The sequence below is a fragment of the Streptomyces sp. DSM 42067 genome, from assembly GCF_055792885.1.
Genome location: NZ_CM147706.1, coordinates 8,384,797 through 8,401,855, shown reverse-complemented (window position 1 = coordinate 8,401,855; position 17,059 = coordinate 8,384,797). Strand labels below are relative to the sequence as shown.

Annotated in this window: 13 protein-coding genes; 4 read left to right on the top strand and 9 right to left on the bottom strand. The window is 70.0% G+C overall.

Features of this window, described 5'->3' with window-relative positions; all coding sequences use genetic code 11:
- Positions 1-244: 244 nt before the first annotated feature.
- The gene (locus tag ACSMXV_RS37685; protein ID WP_473175583.1) at positions 245-1,483 is read right to left on the bottom strand and encodes an ABC transporter substrate-binding protein; all 1,239 of its coding nucleotides are present in this window, start codon (positions 1,481-1,483) and stop codon (positions 245-247) included.
- A gap of 201 nt (positions 1,484-1,684) precedes the next feature.
- Between ACSMXV_RS37685 and ACSMXV_RS37680 the strand changes: the two genes are divergently transcribed.
- Positions 1,685-4,444, top strand: a complete 2,760-nt coding sequence (locus ACSMXV_RS37680) for an ABC transporter permease subunit (RefSeq protein ID WP_473175582.1) — start codon at positions 1,685-1,687, stop codon at positions 4,442-4,444.
- Positions 4,445-4,544: 100 nt separating this feature from the next.
- On the opposite strand, the gene ACSMXV_RS37675 is transcribed toward ACSMXV_RS37680, so the two are convergent.
- The 5 genes from ACSMXV_RS37675 to fabG all read right to left on the bottom strand — a co-directional run bounded on the left by ACSMXV_RS37675 (position 4,545) and on the right by fabG (position 10,069).
- Complete coding sequence (locus tag ACSMXV_RS37675) at positions 4,545-5,339, bottom strand: SDR family NAD(P)-dependent oxidoreductase (protein ID WP_473175581.1); 795 nt, start codon at positions 5,337-5,339, stop codon at positions 4,545-4,547.
- Positions 5,340-5,355: 16 nt separating this feature from the next.
- Positions 5,356-6,564, bottom strand: a complete 1,209-nt coding sequence (locus ACSMXV_RS37670; RefSeq protein ID WP_473175580.1) for an acetyl-CoA acetyltransferase — start codon at positions 6,562-6,564, stop codon at positions 5,356-5,358.
- Positions 6,561-8,000 carry an OB-fold domain-containing protein gene (locus tag ACSMXV_RS37665; RefSeq protein ID WP_473175579.1) on the bottom strand — a complete coding sequence of 480 codons (1,440 nt, stop codon included), beginning with the start codon at positions 7,998-8,000 and terminating at the stop codon, positions 6,561-6,563. The genes ACSMXV_RS37670 and ACSMXV_RS37665 overlap by 4 nt, the downstream gene beginning before the upstream one ends.
- Before the next feature lies 1 nt (position 8,001).
- Positions 8,002-9,252: an acetyl-CoA C-acetyltransferase gene (locus tag ACSMXV_RS37660; RefSeq protein ID WP_473175578.1), complete on the bottom strand. Its 1,251-nt coding sequence runs from the start codon at positions 9,250-9,252 to the stop codon at positions 8,002-8,004.
- A 70-nt stretch (positions 9,253-9,322) separates the two neighbouring features.
- Positions 9,323-10,069: a 3-oxoacyl-ACP reductase FabG gene (gene fabG / locus ACSMXV_RS37655; protein ID WP_473175577.1), complete on the bottom strand. Its 747-nt coding sequence runs from the start codon at positions 10,067-10,069 to the stop codon at positions 9,323-9,325.
- 113 nt (positions 10,070-10,182) lie between these two features.
- On the opposite strand from fabG, the gene ACSMXV_RS37650 reads away from it, so the two are divergent.
- Complete coding sequence (locus ACSMXV_RS37650) at positions 10,183-11,400, top strand: acyl-CoA dehydrogenase family protein (protein ID WP_473175576.1); 1,218 nt, start codon at positions 10,183-10,185, stop codon at positions 11,398-11,400.
- Positions 11,401-11,417: 17 nt separating this feature from the next.
- Here the strand turns inward: ACSMXV_RS37650 and ACSMXV_RS37645 are convergent, their stop codons facing one another.
- From ACSMXV_RS37645 to ACSMXV_RS37635, 3 genes are read right to left on the bottom strand one after another with little or no spacing between them, the layout of a single operon-like run.
- Positions 11,418-12,197: a carbohydrate ABC transporter permease gene (locus tag ACSMXV_RS37645; protein WP_473179193.1), complete on the bottom strand. Its 780-nt coding sequence runs from the start codon at positions 12,195-12,197 to the stop codon at positions 11,418-11,420.
- Positions 12,198-12,247: 50 nt separating this feature from the next.
- Positions 12,248-13,303 carry a carbohydrate ABC transporter permease gene (locus ACSMXV_RS37640; RefSeq protein WP_473175575.1) on the bottom strand — a complete coding sequence of 352 codons (1,056 nt, stop codon included), beginning with the start codon at positions 13,301-13,303 and terminating at the stop codon, positions 12,248-12,250.
- Position 13,304: 1 nt separating this feature from the next.
- Positions 13,305-14,582 (bottom strand): extracellular solute-binding protein, encoded by a 1,278-nt coding sequence (locus tag ACSMXV_RS37635; protein ID WP_473175574.1) that lies wholly within the window; start codon positions 14,580-14,582, stop codon positions 13,305-13,307.
- Between the two features lie 328 nt (positions 14,583-14,910).
- Here ACSMXV_RS37635 and ACSMXV_RS37630 point away from each other — a divergent pair, with 328 nt between their 5' ends.
- Positions 14,911-15,663: a DeoR/GlpR family DNA-binding transcription regulator gene (locus ACSMXV_RS37630; protein ID WP_473175573.1), complete on the top strand. Its 753-nt coding sequence runs from the start codon at positions 14,911-14,913 to the stop codon at positions 15,661-15,663.
- Entirely contained in the window at positions 15,660-17,021 is a 1,362-nt protein-coding gene (locus ACSMXV_RS37625; RefSeq protein ID WP_473175572.1) for a 6-phospho-beta-glucosidase, read from the top strand. Before ACSMXV_RS37630 ends, ACSMXV_RS37625 begins: the two co-directional genes overlap by 4 nt.
- Positions 17,022-17,059: the final 38 nt, after the last annotated feature.

Here is a 17,059-nt window from a genome sequence, read left to right as displayed (position 1 = left end):
GGGAGCTGGTCGCGATCAGTGCGCCCGAGGTTGTCTCGGGCACGGCGTCGGGACGGTCGTGTGCAACGGTGGACACGTGTTTCTCTCCTTTCCCGGGTGCTGCGATGCGGGCGGATGTCGCGGACGAGGCGGGCTTCATTGAGGCCACGGGGCTTCGCCACTGCGTTCGGCGGCGGGCCACCGGCCGGCTCGGGGCATGGCCCGTCGTCGGCCGTGCGGCCCGCGCTGCCGCACCGCGGGGCCGTCAGCCGGCCGGTGTCGTGAGCGCCTTGCGGACGTCGACGAAGGTCGAGCCGGACTTGGCCCACTCGATCTTGCCGTCCTTCAGCACCAGTTCGGTGGCGGTGGTGTTGTGGATGCGGTTCAGGCCCGGCAGGGGCAGGGCCGTCGACGACTGCCAGTTCAGCGCCGGAGTCAGCCCGCCGGTGTCGATGCCCTTGGTGGTGTTGAGCTCTTCCACGAGGGCCTTGGATGTGATCTTCGGCAGCTGTCCGGCAGCCTCGGTGAAGACCTTGAACGCCACCCAGGTCGTGGCGTTGGCGCCGTTGGAGAGATCGACGTCCTTGCCCTTGGTGGCCGCGACCCCGTCCTTCCAGGCGGCGTCGGAGATGGGCGGGTAGTACCCGGTGATGGCGGCGCCGTTCAGCGGGCTCGAACTGCCTCCGGTGCTCTGGGCCAGTTCCGGGGTGAGGTTGCCGACGACACTGCCGACCTTGGTCTTGTCCCCGGACTGCAGATACGCCTTCACGAAGAGGTCCGAGTGCGTGCCCAGGATGACGCTCACGCAGTCACTGCCCTTGGTCGCGGCGGCCACCTGCGGAGCGAGGTCGGTGGCGGTGAGGGGCACCTTCAGGTCCTTCGGCGCCTTCGCCCCGGCGGAGGTCGCGCCCAGCGTGAGGAACTTGATGACGATCGCGGCGGCCGCGACGTCGTACCGCACACCGGAGATTTTCTTGCAGCCCTCCTCCGCGAGCTGCTGGCCATGGGCGGTGAAGACGACGGGCGTGCCGCCGTTGACCGGGAAGGACAGGGGGTTGGAGAACTCCGCGGCCGAGACGCCGGTCCCGCCGATGTAGGGGATGCCGGCCTTCTCCAGGATCGGCATGTAGCGGTCACCCGCGAGGCTGTAGGAGCCGACCACGGCGACCACGCCGTCACTGACCGCCTTCTGGGCGCAGTTCTCGGCCTCGTCGGGGTCGCCCTTCTCATTGCAGGTGATGACCTTGAGCGGACCGCCCTTGATTCCGCCGTTGTCGTTGATCCACTTTTCGTACGCCTGGGCGGTGACGCGGACACCGGGCTGGGCGCTGCCCTGGGTGTTCTCCGGGGCCCAGACCATCACCTTGACCGGTGCGCCGGTCAGTGAGGACGCCGACGTGCTGCCGACGGACTCCTCTCCGCCGCCGCAACCGGCGGCAAGCAGCACTCCGGCCATCGCGAGACAGCTCGCTGCGACGGTTCTGCGTCGGGGTGAGTCGTTCATGATCCCTCCGCGGGGATGTGGGGTCCCCTGCTCGATCGAAGGAGCCGGGGAGCCTGGATGGGCGTTGCCGAGATGGCGAACAGCATGGAGGGAGTCGATTGGTTAGAGAAGTACTCTTGCCGAAATTATCTAAATAAATGTTCTATCTGTCTTGCCGGGCCATCCGGCGTTCGCTACTCATGGAGCCCTGGAGGTTCTCTGGTGGACGACATCCTGCGCTTCGCGCTCCTGGGCCTCGGCCTCGGTGCGCTGTACGCGCTCACCGCGCAAGGCATCGTGCTGATCTACCGAGGCTCCGGCGTCCTGAACTTCGCGCACGGCGCGATCGGGATGGCCGCGGCCTATGTGCAATGGGAGCTCGCCGTGCAGCACGGCGTGCCCTACTGGACCGCCGTCGTGTGCGGGGTACTGGTGGCCGGGACGCTGGGGGTGCTCACCCATCTGCTGGTGATGCGCCCGCTGCGCAGGGCCTCCTCGCTGGCCCGGCTCGTCGGCACGCTGGCGGTGTTCATCGTGCTCACCGCCGCCGCCGTCAAACGCTACGGCGACAGTGTGCAGCTCGTGCCCGGCAAACTGCCGACCGAGCTGCTGACGGTCGCCGGGGCGACGGTGTCCGAGGACCGGATCTGGCTGCTCGGGATCGCGGTCGCCATCACCGTCCTGCTTCATCTGCTCTACAAGCGCAGCATGTTCGGGCTCGGCACCACCGCGGTCGCGGAGAACCAGAGCGCCGCCTCCGCACTCGGCTGGTCGGCGGATCTGATCGCCGCCGCCAACTGGGGGCTCGGCTCGGCGCTCGCGGGGCTGACCGCGATCCTGATCGTGCCGGTCATCGGCCTGTCGGTCACCGGCCTCACCACGCTCCTGCTCAGTGCGCTGGCCGCCGCCCTCGTCGGACGCTTCTCGTCGTTCCCCGTCACCCTGGCGGGCGGCATCGTCATCGGCGTCGTACAGTCCGAACTGACCCGATTCGGAACGAACGTCACAGGACTGGCCGCGTCGGTGCCGTTCCTGGTCATCGCACTCGTACTGGTGGCGCGCGGCCGGGCGCTGCCCATGCGCGGCACGTTCCTCGACCGGCTGCCCGCGCTGGGCAGCGGACGTGTGCGGCCGGTGGCACTGGCCGTCACGGTCGCGGTCGCACTGCTGCTGGTGAGCGTGTCCTCGCCGCTGTGGGCCGACGCGATCACCAACACCCTGGTGCTGTCGCTGATCATCCTGTCGATCGTGGTGGTGACCGGTTACGCGGGGCAGGTCTCCCTGGCCGCCTACGCGCTCGCCGGGACCGGCGCCTTCATCGCCGGGCACGCGGTGGCCGACTGGGGCTGGCCCTTCGAACTCGCGCTGCTTGCTGGCGTGCTGGGGACGGTCCCGATCGGTCTGCTGTTCGCTCTGCCCGCGGTCCGTACCCGGGGCGTCAACCTCGCGATCATCACGCTCGGTCTCGGCACCACGCTGGAGGTCATGGTGTTCCAGAACACCGACCTCGCCACCACCCCGGGCAGTGACGGCATCGCCATCGGCAACCAGACGCTCTTCGGCATCGACATCTCCGGCGTCGACCATCCCCAGCGGTACGCGGCCCTGGTGCTGCTGCTGTTCGTCGGCGCCGCGCTGGTGGTCGCCAACGTCCGGCGCAGCCGCACCGGGCGCCGGCTGATCGCGGTCCGGGCCAACGAGCGGGCCGCGGCCGCGCTCGGTATCGGCGTCCGCGCCACGAAGCTGTACGCGTTCGGGTTGTCCGCGGCGGTCGCCGCGCTCGCGGGGGTGCTCACCGGGTTCCGCTCGACCTCGGTGGTCTTCACCGACTTCGCGAGCTTCGACTCCATCACCGCACTCGGGCTCGCCGTCATCGGCGGGGTCGGCTTCCTCGTCGGCCCGCTGTTCGGCGCCACGTTCGCCGCCGGCACGGTCGGCGCGCGCTTCGGGGACCTGGTGCTGCCGGGCCTGAGCGAGTGGATGCCGCTGATCGGCGGGGTGATTCTGCTGCTGACACTGGTGGGCAACCAGGACGGGATCGGTCAGGAGCTCGGCAGGCAGGCGGCCGGCGTCGAGCGCAGACTGGTGCGACGGCGGTCCGGGCGGCCCTCGGCGACCGCGACCACACCGCTTGGACACCTGGCGCCAGAGGCAGCCGACGTACAGCGCGCGACGCCCCTCCCCCTCCAGGTCACGGGCCTGACGGTGCGCTACGGCGGCGTCACCGCCGTCGACGGCCTCTCCTTCGACATCGAACCCGGCCGGATCGTCGGCCTCATCGGCCCCAACGGCGCGGGCAAGACCTCCGCCATCGATGCCGTCACCGGATTCACCCGGCCCGCGTCCGGCAGCGTCAGCCTCGGCGGCCGGGACGTGACCGGTGTATCGGTGCACCGGCGCGCGCAGGCCGGGCTCAGCCGGTCCTTCCAGTCGCTGGAGCTCTTCGAGGACATGACCGTCCTGGACAACCTGTACGCCGCCTGCGACCGGCCCGGCCCGGGTGCGTACCTGATGGACCTGATACGCCCCGGCAGCCGCCCGCTGCCCGCGCAGGTCCTCGTGGCGGTACGGGAGTTCGGCCTGGACGGCAGTCTGGACCGGCCGGTGGGCGACCTCTCGTACGGGGAGCGCCGGCTGCTGGCCATCGCCCGCGCGGTGGCGACCTCGCCGTCCGTGCTCCTGCTCGACGAGCCCGCCGCCGGGCTGTCGGACGACGAGACCCGGGAACTGGCCCGTCTGGTCCGCAGACTCGCCGAGGACTGGGGTATGGGTGTGCTCCTCGTGGAGCACGACGTCGACATGGTCATGAGCGTCTGCGATCAGGTCGTCGTCCTCGACTTCGGACGCCGGATCAGTGTCGGCACTCCGGACGAGGTACGCCGCGATCCTGCCGTACGGGCGGCCTACTTGGGCGATCTGTCGCCGGAGGAAGCGGTCGGCGAGAGCGTGCCGGGGGCGGAAGGGGACCCGGTCAGCGCGTAGGGCACCGCACAGAGCGCGACGAGCGCGATGGCCGGAGAGGTTCCTTGGGAAGCTCTCCGGCCATCGCGCTTTCATCCGTCGCGCCTTCATCGCGGTTCGCTCACTCGTGACGCAGGTCCGCCACATACGGCTGGTGGGCCAGCAGCCCGCCGTCCACGCACAGGGTCTGCCCGGTGATGAAGGCCGCCTCGTCGGAGGCGAGGAACACCACCGCGGCGGCGATGTCCTCCGGCCGCCCGAGGCGCGGCGTGAGGTGGTGGCGCAGCATCGTCTGTTTGATCCCGTCGTACGCCGCGCCGGACTTCGCCTCGGTGATGATGAACCCGGGAGAGACGGCGTTGCAGCGCACGCCCTGCTTGCCGTACTGGGTGGCGACATACTGGGTCAGGTTGATCAGCGCGGCTTTCGAGGCGCCGTACGCGGGATTGCGCAGGTCGCCGGCAAGCCCGGACCCCGACGTGGTGTTGATGACCGAACCGCCCCCGCGCGCGACCATGTGCGGGACCGCGGCCTGGATCGCGACCATGGTCCCGCGCAGGTTGATCCGCATGGTGTCGTCCCACACCGCCGGGTCGGCCTCCACGACGGCGAGGTCCTGGCGGGCGGCCAGGTGTGTGGCCGCCGCGTTGTTGTGCAGGACGTCGAGGCCGCCGTACGCCTGAACCGCCGCGTCCACCATGGCCCGTACGCTCTCTATGTCACCGAGGTCGACCGGGACCGCCGTCGCGGATCCTCCGGCGGAGCGGATCTCCTCCGTCACCGCCTTCGCACCGTCGAGGTTCAGATCGGCGACCACCGTGTGCGCGCCCTCGGCGGCCACGCGGCGTGCGGTGGCCGCGCCGATGCCGGACGCGGCTCCGGTCACGATGGCGATCTTGTCGTCGAGTCGCCCCATGATTGAACTGCCTTTCTCAGTCGGTGAGTTCATTGCCGACGACCGACACGAAGGAGACGCATTCCCCCGGTCCGCCGCCGAGGTTGTGCGTGAGGGCTAGCGAGCGCCCTTCGACGAGCGTCTTCACCGTCCGCTCGGGCGGTGCCTCGCCCCTCAGCTGGAGCCACGCCTCGAACATCATCCGCAGGCCCGAGGCGCCGATGGGGTGGCCGAAGGCCTTCAGGCCCCCGTCGGGGTTGACCGGCAGTGAGCCATCCAGGTCGAACAGCCCGCTGGTGACGTCCTTCCAGGCCTGTCCGCGCTCGGAGAAACCCAGGTCCTCCATCAGCACCAACTCCGTGGGAGTGAAGCAGTCGTGGACCTCGGCGAGCGCGAGTTCGGCGCGCGGGTCGGTGACGCCCGCCTGCCGGTAGGCCTCCTGCGCGGATGCGACGACCTCGGGGAAGGTGCTGAAGTCGTACTCCGGGTCGAGGAGGCCGTCCGCCGGGCCGGCGACGAAGGACAGCGCCTTCACGAAGATCGGCTTGTCGGTGTACTTGTAGGCGTCCTCGGCACGCACCACGATCGCGGCGGCCGAGCCGTCGGAGACCCCCGAGCAGTCGAACACCCCGAGCATGCCCGCGACGATCGGGGCCGACCTGATGCGCTCCAGCGGCACCTCCTTGCGGAACTGTGCGCGGGGGTTGCGGGCCCCGTTGACGTGGTTCTTCCAAGCGATGCGGGTGATGACGTCCTTCATCTCCTCTTCGGCCAGCCCGTACTTGGCGGCGTACGCCGGGGCGAGGAGCGAGAAGTTCGCCGGGGCGGTGATCTCCCCCCGGCTGTCGTCGCCCGCGCCCGGGATGGCGGTGCCGGACAGGCCGGACATACCGGAGTCCTTGAGCTTCTCCACGCCGACCGCCATCGCCACGTCGTACGCGCCGGAGGCCACCGCGTAACAGGCGTTGCGGAGAGCCTCGGAGCCGGTCGCGCACATGTTCTCCACGCGGGTGACCGGCTTGCAGGGCAGGCGGAGCGTACGGCTCAGGGTGAGCCCGGACACGCCGGACGCCTGCGTGCCGAACCAGAACGCGTCGATGTCGTCGAGCGTGATGCCGGCCGAGGTCACCGCCTCGCCCACGGCGTCGACGAGCAGGTCGTCCGCCGAGCGGGTCCAGTGCTCGCCGAAGGGCGTGCAGCCCATACCGACGATGGCGACCCGGTCCCGAATTCCGTGCGAGCTCATCCGCGTGTCTCCTCAGCCTCGCCCGTGCGCACCGGCCGGGCCTTCCAGAAGTAGTTGTGGATGCCGGACGCGGTGACCGTGCGCCGGAAGGTCATCTCCACCCGGGCGCCGATGACGGCGTCGGCCTCGGTCGCGTCGGTCAGCTGGCAGCGGAACCGGCCGCCGCCGTCGTAGTCGACGACCACGACGAGCATCGGCGGACTCGGAGTGTGGGCCAGGCGGTCCACGGTGAAGGTGGCCACCGTGCCGCGCACGTGCTCCATCGGCTCGTCGGTCATGGCGTCGACGCTCCGGCACGACACGCACACCCGGTCCGGCGGCAGGTGCCGGGTGCCGCACTTCTCGCAGCGGGACGCGACGAAGCCGTACTTCCAGCCGTTGCGGCGGTGCGCGGGCGGGGCGTAGGGCGGCTCGGGGTCCGGCCGGCGAGGCGGCTCACGGTCGAGGAGACCGCGCCAGGAGAGGTAGGTGGCATACGGCACCGGGGCGCTGCCCGCGGCGATCTGTGCGGCGACCGGGCGGGGGCTGCGGTGCGTCGGCAACGCGTCGGTGGTGCGCAGCAGCACGACTCCGGCGCCGTCGCCGAGCACGACGAGCGCGATGACCTCGCCGGGCCGGGCGCGGTCGAGGACGTGGGCGAGGAGCAGGCCCGGCTGGGCGGTGCCGGCGTTGCCGATCGCCCCGGTGAGGTCGGGGGTCACCGCCTCCGGCCGGACACCTGCCGTACGTCGTATCGCCGCACAGGCCCGCGCGTGCAGGCCGGAGACCACGAAGTGGTCGACCGCGCCGGTGTCCAGTCCCGCCTGGTCGAGCGCGGCACTGAGCGCCTTGCCCGCGAGGGACACGTAGATCTCCTCCGCGAAGCGCTCCTCCCAGACCCGGGAGGCGGGCGAGCCCGGCAGGCGCCAGCGCTCGAGGATCTCGTCGCTCACGGTGTCGTGGGCGAGCAGTTCCGCGATGACGGGTGCGCCGTTGCGGTGTCCGCCGAAGACGAAGGCCGCCGCGCCGTCGCCGCCCGCGACCTCGTCGGTGCCGCCGGGCAGGCCGGTGCGCAGGTCGGAGAGGACAGTCAGGGTCGGGACCGGGGAGCGGGCGGCGGTCACCAGAGCGCCGAGGCCGGAGCGCACGGAGCCCGCCATGTCGGCGGCGAGCACGTGCTCGTCGAGGCCGAGCGCGGCGTGGACGGCGGTCGCGTTCGTCTTGTCGAGGTAGGCGGGGGCGGCGGTGGCGAGGAAGAGCTGGCCGACACGCGGGCGGAGTCCGTCACGGGCCAGGGCGCCGCGGGCCGCCTCGACGGCCATGGACGTGGTGTCCTCGTCGTAGCCCGCGACCGCCCGCGTGCCGCGGGGCGCCGCCGTCCCGAGGGCGGCGGCGACATCGGCCCGGGCGAGGCGGTGGTACGGCACGTAGGCGCCGTATGCGATCAGTCCGGCCATATCAGCGTCCTCCATGAGCGTTGATTGCGTCCGTCGGCCGTTCGAAGACCGCGGCCAGGCCCTGGCCTCCGCCGAGGCACATGGTCTCCAGGCCGTAGCGGGCCTCGCGGCGGTCCAGTTCGCGCAGCAGGGTGGCGAGGATGCGGCCCCCGGTGGCCCCGACCGGGTGGCCGAGTGAGATGCCGGAGCCGTTGACGTTGAACCGCTCGAAGTCGGCCTCGGTCAGGCCCCATTCGCGGGTGCAGGCCAGCACCTGGGCGGCGAAGGCCTCGTTGAGTTCGATCAGGTCCATGTCGGCGAGCTTCAGCCCCGCCCGCTCCAGGGCCCTGGCCGTGGCGGGGACCGGGCCGATGCCCATCGTCTCCGGCGGCACGCCCACGACGGCCCAGGAGACCAGGCGGCCCAGCGGGCGCAGACCCAGCTCGGCCGCGCGCTCGGGATGGGTCACGATGCAGAGGGCGGCGCCGTCGTTCTGCCCGCTTGCGTTGCCTGCGGTGACGGTCGCCTCCGGGTCCTGACGCCCGAGCACGGGACGCAGCTTCGCGAGCTTCTCCAACGAGGAGTCGGGCCGCGGGTGTTCGTCCGTGTCGATGACCGTCTCGCCTTTCCTGGTCCGTACGGTCACGGGCACGATCTCGTAGGTGAAGCGGCCCTCCCGCTGGGCCGCGACGGCCTTCTCGTGCGAGCGCAGGGCCAGCCGGTCCTGTTCCTCGCGGGGGATGGCGTACTCGCGCCGCAGGTTCTCGGCGGTCTCCAGCATGCCGCCGGGGACCGGGTGGTTGGCGCCGCCCGAGGTGACCCGGCCGCGGGCCAGCCTGTCGTGCAGCGTGGTGCCCGCGCCGCGCACGCCCCAGCGGACGTCGGTGGTGTAGAACTCGGCCTGGCTCATGGACTCGACGCCACCCGCGAGCACGAGGTCGCTCGCGCCGGTCTGCACCTGCATCGCCGCGGTGATGATCGCCTGCAGTCCGGAGCCGCAGCGGCGGTCGATCTGCAGTCCCGGCACCTCCACGGGCAGTCCGGCGTCGAGGGCCGCCACGCGGCCGATGGCCGGGGCCTCGCCGTTGGGGTAGCACTGGCCCAGGAGTACGTCGTCCACGGCGGCGGCGGGCACACCGGTGCGCTCCAGCACGGCGCGTATGACCGTCGCCGCGAGCTCGGCCGCCGTCACGTCGCGGAAGACGCCTCCGTAGCCGCCGACGGGAGTACGCACGGGTTCGCAGATCACCGCGTCACGCAGGAGGGCGGGCATCGGTCAGGCCTTTCATGAGGGGAAGGGTCGTCACATGTACCGGCTGCCGGTCACATGTACCGGCCGCCGGTCACATGTACCGGCCGCCGGTCACCTCGACCACGGCTCCGGTGATGTAGCTCGCCATGTCGGAGGCGAGGAAGAGCACGACCTGGGCGACCTCGGCGGGTTCGCCCGCGCGGCCCATGGGGATCTCGGCGAGTTTCGCGTCCCAGGCCGCCTGGGGCATCGCCTCGGTCATCGCGGTGCGGATGAGGCCGGGCTGTACGGCGTTGACCCGGATCCCGGCCCGGGCCAGCTCCTTGGCGGACGCCTTGGTGAGGCCGACGAGTCCGGCCTTGGCCGCGCTGTAGTTCGTCTGCCCGAAGTTGCCGACCTTGCCGGCGATGGAGGAGATGTTGACGATGCTGCCGCCCTGGCCGTGCGCACGCATCGCCTCGGCGGCGTACCGGGTACCGTTCCAGGCGCCCGTGAGGTGGACGTCGACGACGGCGCGGAAGTCGGCGAGGGCCATCTTGCGGAGAGTCGCGTCCCGGGTGATCCCGGCGTTGTTGACCATGACGCCGACAGGCCCGAAGGTGTCCGTGCCGTGGGCGACGAGAGCGGCGACCTCGTCCTCGTCGGTGACGTCGCAGCGCAGCGAGGTGGCGGCCACGCCGTTCTTGGCAAGACGTTCGGCGGCTTCCGCCGCGGCGTCCTCGTTGATGTCGCCGATGACGACGGATGCGCCTTCGCCGCCGAGTACAGCGGCGATCTCGAAGCCGATGCCCTGCGCGGCGCCGGTGATCACCGCGTTACGGCCGTCCAGCAGTCCCATGTCAGCCCGCCCCTGGCTCGCCGCTGCTCCTCGCTATTCCTCTAAAATAGATAACCTATTACGCTGAAACTATCAACACGGCGAAGGGCTGGCCGAACCAGGAGGCAGTACAGGTGGACATCAGCTATCCCCCGGAGACCGAGGCGTTCCGCAGCGAGGTCAAGGGCTTCCTCTCCGACGCCCTCCCGGCCGGCTGGAAGGGCATCGGCGCTCTCGACGAGGACGCCGCCTGGGCCTTCGCCCGCGACTGGCGCCGGCGGCTGGCCGAGCGCGGCTACCTCTCCCTCACCTGGCCCGAGCAGTACGGCGGCCGCGGCCTGTCCAAGCTCCACCAGGTCGTCCTGATGGAGGAACTTGCCCTGGCCGGTGTGCCGTTCGGGCTGCCGCAGGACACGTTCGGCGTGAAGATGCTGGCGAACACCTTGCTGCGCTGGGGCACGGAGGAGCAGAAGACCCACTTCCTCCCGCGCATCCTCAGCGGCGAGGACACCTGGTGCCAGGGGTATTCGGAGCCGGACGCTGGTTCGGACCTCGCCTCGCTCAGGACTCGCGCGGTACGCGACGGCGACGAATGGATCATCGACGGCCAGAAGGTGTGGACCTCAGGCGCCCACCACAGCGACTGGATCTTCGTCCTGGCCCGCACGAACCACGACGCCCCCAAACACCGCGGCATCTCCTTCCTCCTCGTCCCGCTCCACCAGCCCGGCGTCGAGGTGCGGCCCTTCCGCATGATGAGCGGCCAGCTGCACTTCAACGAGGTCTTCTTCAACGGCGCCCGCACCCGGCCCGATCTCGTCGTGGGCGGCGTCGACAACGGCTGGACGGTGGCCCAGAGCCTGCTGGGCGTGGAGCGCGGCGAAGAGGCCGCGACCAACCCCATCCTGTTCAAGGCGGAGGTGGAGCGCCTCGTCGAGCTCGCGCGCCTGTACGGAAAGGACCAGGACCCGGTGATCCGGCAGCGGATCGCCTGGTGCTGGTCCAAGGTCGAGATCATGCGCTATCTCGGCTACCGCATCCTCACCGGCTGGCTCAAGGGCGCAGAGCCCGGTCCCGAGTCGTCGATCGCCAAGCTGTACTGGAGCGAGTACCACACCAAGGTCACCGACCTGGCGATGGACATCATGGGCCTGCACGGCCAGGTGCCGGTCGGGCGGCCGCCCCTGCGTACGTACCGCACAGACGACCCCGGCGCGGCGAACTCCTCGGCGTCCTGGTCGACGACGTATCTGATCGCCCGCTCCGGCACCATCTACGCGGGGACGTCGCAGGTGCAACGCAACATCCTCGCGGAGAAGGTGCTCGGGCTGCCTCGGGAGCCGAGGGCCTGATCATCCGCCGCCTGCCGTCAGCGCAGGGCTCCCTTCGTGGCGTCGGCGATGAAACCGCGGGCGAAGAAGGTGAACACCAGCACCAGCGGGATGACCGCCAGCAGCACCCCGGACATCACCATGCTGTAGTCGGTCGAGTGGCCCGCGTACAGCTGCGCCAGCGCCACCTGAAGGGTCAGCTCGTCCGGGTTGACCAGCATCACCAACGGCAGGATGTAGTCGTTCCAGGCGGCGATGAAGGTGTAGATGCCGAGGAACGCCAGGGCCGGGCGGACGCACGGCAGCACCACGTGCCAGTACTGGCGGAAGAACCCGGAGCCGTCGATCCGGGCCGCGTCGAGCAGTTCGTCCGGGACGCCGGTGCTGGTGTACTGGCGCATCCAGAAGATGCCGAAGGCGTTGGCGGCGGCGGGCACGATGAGCGCCTTGAGCGTTCCCAGCCAGCCCAGCTGGACCATGATCTCGTACTGCGGGATGATCGCCAGCTGGGTCGGCAGGATGTACATCGCCAGCAGCAGGCCGAACAGGAACTTCTTACCGGGGAATTCGTACTTGGCGAAGGCGAAAGCCGCCAGGGAGTCGAAGAACAGCACCAGCAGCGTCGTGCAGACCGCCACGATCACCGTGTTGAACAGCGACCCGAAGAAGTCCATCTTGTCGAACAGGTGCTGGACGTTGGTCAGCAGATTGCCGCCGAACCACAGCTTCGGCGGGTAACTGTAGATGTCCTGCGAGGTGTTGGTCGCCATGACGATGATCCAGTAGAACGGGAACACCGAGATGACGACACAGATCATCAGCACGACATGGACGCTCAGGCCCCTCAGGCGCTTGCGGTTCTGGCTGTTCACGGCCGTCGCTCCTTACGCTGCACCAGGCGCCAGTTGATGGTGACGATGAGCAGGATCAGCAGGAAGAAGGCCCAGACGATCGCGGCGGCGTAGCCGAAGTCGTTGTTGTCGAAGGCCTGGTGGTAGAAGTACAGCAGCGTGGTCAGGCCGGCCTGGCCCGGTCCGCCGGAGTTGGGGTTGGTCGACGCGTCGCTGCCGAACAGCACCTGGGGTTCGGTGAAGCTCTGCAGGCCGGTGACGGTGGAGACGACCACGGTGAACAGGATGATGGGCCGCAGCATGGGGATCGTGATGGAGAAGAAGATCCGCACCGGTCCGGCCCCGTCCATCTTCGCCGCCTCGTACAGCTCCGAGGGAATCGCCTGGAGGCCGGCCAGGTAGATGATGGCGTTGTAGCCGGTCCACTGCCAGGTCATCAGCGCCGCGATCACCAGCTTGATCGTCCACTCGTTGCTGAGCCATGGCACCGCCGACAGGTGCATCGCCTGCAGGATGGCGTTGATGAGCCCGAAGTTGTTGCTGAAGATCGCGCCGAAGAAGATGGCGATGGCCACCAGCGAGGTGATGCTGGGGATGAACAGGGCGACCCGGTAGAAGGCCGTGAAGCGCCGGACGGAGTTCACCAGCACCGCGAGCACCAGCGCCATGAAGAGCATCGGCACGGTGGCCAGCACCCAGATGACCACGGTGTTGCGGAGGGACAGCCAGAACACCGGGTCGTCCCAAAGGAAGCGGAACTGCTGGAGCCCGACGAACTGCATCTCCCCGATGCCGTCCCACTTCTGGAACGCCAGATACACGGTGTAGAGCATCGGGAAGAGCATGAAGACCGAGAAGATCAGGTAGTACGGCGAGACCGCCAGGTACTGCGGAAGGTACCTGGCGATCCCGCGTCGCGGCCCGCGCCGGCCCTCGGCCGACACCGGCCGGACCCGGCGGCCGGACCGCCCCGGACCGCGGTGGCGGTCCGGGGCCGGCTGCCCCGAGGCTCCGGTGGCGGGTCCCGAGGACGGACCGGTGGCGGCCGGGCCGGCTACCGGGCTTGACGACATGTCACTTCACTCCCTGCCGCTGGGCTATCTGCTTTGCCTGGCTGACCGCGTCCTTCCAGGCGGTCTCGGGGTCCTTGCCCTTGGCCTCGACGTTGGTCAGCTCGTTGAAGTAGGCGGCCGAGACCGCCGCGTCGGCCGGGGCCTCGTAGGCGGCCGGGATCTTCTCGGCCGCCGGGCCGAAGATCTCGATGGTCTTCTGGCCGCCGAAGAAGGCGTCGCCGCCGGTCAGTGCGGGCAGTTCGTACGCGGCGGGTGCGGTCGGGAACAGGGCCGCGTCGGTGAAGCCGCGGCCCTGGTTCTCGGGGCTGAGGATCCACTTGATGATCTCGAAGGCCTTTTCGGGGTTGGCGCAGGTCGAGGGGAGGCACAGGAAGGATCCACCGAGGTTGGACGGTCCGCTCGGCAGGCTCGCCACCCGCCACTTGCCCTTGGTGCCCGGGGCGGCGTTGGAGATGTCCAGCGCGTGCCAGGCGGCGCCTATCTCGGTGCCCAGGGTGCCGTTGCCGATGGCGGCGTTCCAGGTGTTGTCGTTGATCTTGGCGTCAATGCCGAGGGTGTACGGCTTCACGGCGGTCGTCCAGGCGGTGCGGATGTGGTCCTGGTCGCCGATGAACTTGTTGTCCGCGTCGATGAACCGCGAGGTGCCCTGGCCGACGGCCATGCTGAACACCGAGCCGATGTTGTTGACCAGGAACGTCTTCGGCACGGCCTTGTGCAGTTCGACACCGGCCTCGAAGTAGGCCTCCCAGGTGGACAGTTCGGAGGAGACCTTGGCCGGGTCGGTGGGCAGCCCCGCCTTGGCGAAGAGGTCCTCGCGGTAGTACATCGCGCAGGGGCCGATGTCGATCGGGAAGCCGATGAGCTTGCCGTCCTGGGTGGTGGCCTGCTTCAGCTTCCACGACAGGTACTCGGGCGCCAGCTTGTCCATGCCGAGGGAGTTCAGGTCGAGGAAGCGGCCTGCGTTGGGCAGGAAGGAGGCGATGTCCTCGCCCTTGATGCCGGTGATGTCCGGGGCGGTCTGGGCGGTCTTCATACCGGTGAGCAGCTTGGTCTTGAAGTCGCCGCCGATCACGGACGTCTTCAGGCTGACGTCGGAGAAGTGCTTCTCGGCGTCGGCGACGACCTTGTCGCTCAGGCCGCCGGCCCAGTACCAGAACTTCAGGTTCTTGCTGTCCTTGCTGCCGCCCGCACCGGTGCCGCCGCCGCACGCGGCGGTGGCACCTGCTGCGGCGGCTGTCAGTACGGCGGCCTGGAGGAATCGTCTGCGGGAAAGGTCCACGGTCTTCTCCTAGTATTCGGCGTGTCCGGCGAGGACCTGCGAGCGTGGGCGACGGCGGGGCGGCTGGTATCCGGCAGTTGAGGGGCGGCGGCGTCCCCCGAGCACACCTCGCTGCCCGGAGCAGGCGACGTGGTCCTCTCGGACGGTGACGACGCGTTGGTGGCGGCGAAGACGCCGTTTCCCTGGCTTCGGCCGACCGGAGTGGGGTCCGGGCCTGGCTCGAATTACGCAAGAGATTGCACGCTGTGCGCGGCTTTGACAAGGCTCAAGCAGATAACAGTCAATCCATGCGTGACTTTGCTCGGCTCTGACGAGTATGGTCAGCGCCATGCTCCCGGACCGACGACATCAGCTGATCCTGCGCGTCCTGCGCGCTGACGGGCCCACCACGGTGACGTCCCTCGCCGAGAAGGTGGGGGCCAGCCAGGCCACCATCCGGCGCGACCTCGTGCAACTGGAGGACGAGGGACTGCTGAAGCGGGTCTACGGCGGCGCAGCCCCCCTCGTCGGTGAGGACGATCCGTTCGCCGACGTGGCCGCGGTCCGGGTCGAGGCCAAGGACGCTCTGGCCGCCTGGTGCGCGGATCTGGTCAAGGACGGCGAGACGGTGCTGCTCGACATCGGCACCACGGCCCACCGGGTGGCCCGCCATCTGCACGGGCGGTCCCTGACCGTGATCACCAGCAGCCTGGCCGTCTACGAGGAGCTCCAGGACGACAAGGACGTCCAGCTGATCCTGCTGGGCGGCATGGTCCGGCGCGACTACCGCTCCCTGGTCGGGTTCCTCACCGAGGACAACCTGCGGCAGATCCACGCCGACCGGCTGTTCCTCGGCACCAGCGGTATCCGCCCCGACGGCCAGGTGCTGGACACCACCGCCGTCGAGGTGCCCGTCAAACGGGCGATGATCGCCGCGAGCGCCCAGGTGGTCCTGGTGGCGGACGCGGGCAAGTTCCCCGGCACCGGAATGGCCCGGGTGTGCGGGCCGGAGGACCTCGACATCGTGGTGACCAACGCCCCCGGGGACGAGAAGACCTGTAGCCGACTGCGCGAGGCGGGAGTTGAGGTGGTCGAAGTATGAGACTCACGATTCTGGGTGGCGGCGGCTTCCGGGTGCCGCTGGTCTACCGGGCGCTGCTGGGCGACCGCGGCGAAGGACGCGTCACCCACCTGACTCTGTACGACCTGGACGCCTCCCGGCTCACGACCATCCGCAAGGTCCTCGCCGACCAGGCGGCAGGACACCCCGACCCGCCGGCCGTCACCGTCACCACCGACCTGGACGAGGCGGTCACCGGAGCCGATTTCGTGTTCTCCGCCATCCGCGTCGGAGGCCTCGCCGGGCGCGCGGCGGACGAGCGGATCGCCCTGGATGAGGGGGTGCTGGGCCAGGAGACCGTGGGCGCGGGCGGCATCTCCTATGGGCTGCGCACCGTCCCGGTGGCGCTCGAGATCGCCCGCCGCATCGCCGCCCTGTCCCCCGACGCCTGGGTCATCAACTTCACCAACCCCGCCGGCCTGGTCACCGAGGCCATGACCGCCCACCTCGGCGACCGCGTGATCGGGATCTGCGACTCCCCGGTGGGCCTCGGCCGCCGGGTGGCCGGGGCGCTCGGCGTCGATCCGGCGCGCACCCGCCTGGACTACGTGGGCCTGAACCACCTGGGCTGGCTGCGCGGCCTGTACGCCGACGGCCGGGACCTGCTGCCGTCCCTGTTCGAGGACGAGGCCGCGCTGACCTCCTTCGAGGAGGGCAAGCTCTTCGGCGCCGACCTGCTGCGCACACTCGGCGCGCTGCCCAACGAATACCTGCACTACTACTACTTCAACCGCGAGTCGGTCGGTTCCGCGCGGGGCGCCGAACAGACCCGCGGCGCCTTCCTCCACTCCCAGCAGCAGCGCTTCTACGCCTCCATGAGCACCGCCGACACCGCCCCGCCCGCACCCCGCGCCGCCTGGCACGCCTGGGACGCCACCCGCCTGGAACGCGAGACCACCTACATGGCCGAGAACCGCGACGCCGTCGGCATGGGCGAACGCGACTCCTGCGACCTGGAATCCGGAGGATACGAGAAGGTGGCCCTCTCGCTCATGCGGGCCATCGCCCTCGACGAGCGCGCCACCCTCATCCTCAACGTCCGGGGCCGCGGCCGGATCCCCGTCCTCGACGACGACGCCGTCATCGAGGTCCCCTGCCACGTGGACGCCAACGGCGCCCACCCCATCGCCGGAGCCCCGCTGCCCGACCACGGCACGGGCCTGGTGTGCTCGGTCAAGGCGGTCGAGCGCGCGGTCATCCACGCCGCCACCACCGGAGACCGCGCCCACGCGGTCAAGGCGCTGACCATCCACCCGCTGATCGACTCGTACGCCGTCGCCAAGCGCCTGCTGGACGCCTACCAGCGCCACTTCCCCGAACTGGCCTACCTGGGCGAGTGACCGTTCGCAGCGCTGCCCGGACTGCCGCTCGTCGAGCG

Excerpts from the sequence above, each read along its gene's own strand:
- ACSMXV_RS37685 (WP_473175583.1), bottom strand. The coding sequence starts at position 1,483 with ATGAACGACTCACCCCGACGCAGAACCGTCGCAGCGAGCTGTCTCGCG.
- ACSMXV_RS37675 (WP_473175581.1), bottom strand. The coding sequence starts at position 5,339 with ATGGGGCGACTCGACGACAAGATCGCCATCGTGACCGGAGCCGCGTCC.
- ACSMXV_RS37670 (WP_473175580.1), bottom strand. The coding sequence starts at position 6,564 with ATGAGCTCGCACGGAATTCGGGACCGGGTCGCCATCGTCGGTATGGGC.
- ACSMXV_RS37665 (WP_473175579.1), bottom strand. The coding sequence starts at position 8,000 with ATGGCCGGACTGATCGCATACGGCGCCTACGTGCCGTACCACCGCCTC.
- ACSMXV_RS37660 (WP_473175578.1), bottom strand. The coding sequence starts at position 9,252 with ATGCCCGCCCTCCTGCGTGACGCGGTGATCTGCGAACCCGTGCGTACT.
- fabG (WP_473175577.1), bottom strand. The coding sequence starts at position 10,069 with ATGGGACTGCTGGACGGCCGTAACGCGGTGATCACCGGCGCCGCGCAG.
- ACSMXV_RS37645 (WP_473179193.1), bottom strand. The coding sequence starts at position 12,197 with ATGATCTGTGTCGTCATCTCGGTGTTCCCGTTCTACTGGATCATCGTC.
- ACSMXV_RS37640 (WP_473175575.1), bottom strand. The coding sequence starts at position 13,303 with ATGTCGTCAAGCCCGGTAGCCGGCCCGGCCGCCACCGGTCCGTCCTCG.
- ACSMXV_RS37630 (WP_473175573.1), top strand. The coding sequence starts at position 14,911 with ATGCTCCCGGACCGACGACATCAGCTGATCCTGCGCGTCCTGCGCGCT.
- ACSMXV_RS37625 (WP_473175572.1), top strand. The coding sequence starts at position 15,660 with ATGAGACTCACGATTCTGGGTGGCGGCGGCTTCCGGGTGCCGCTGGTC.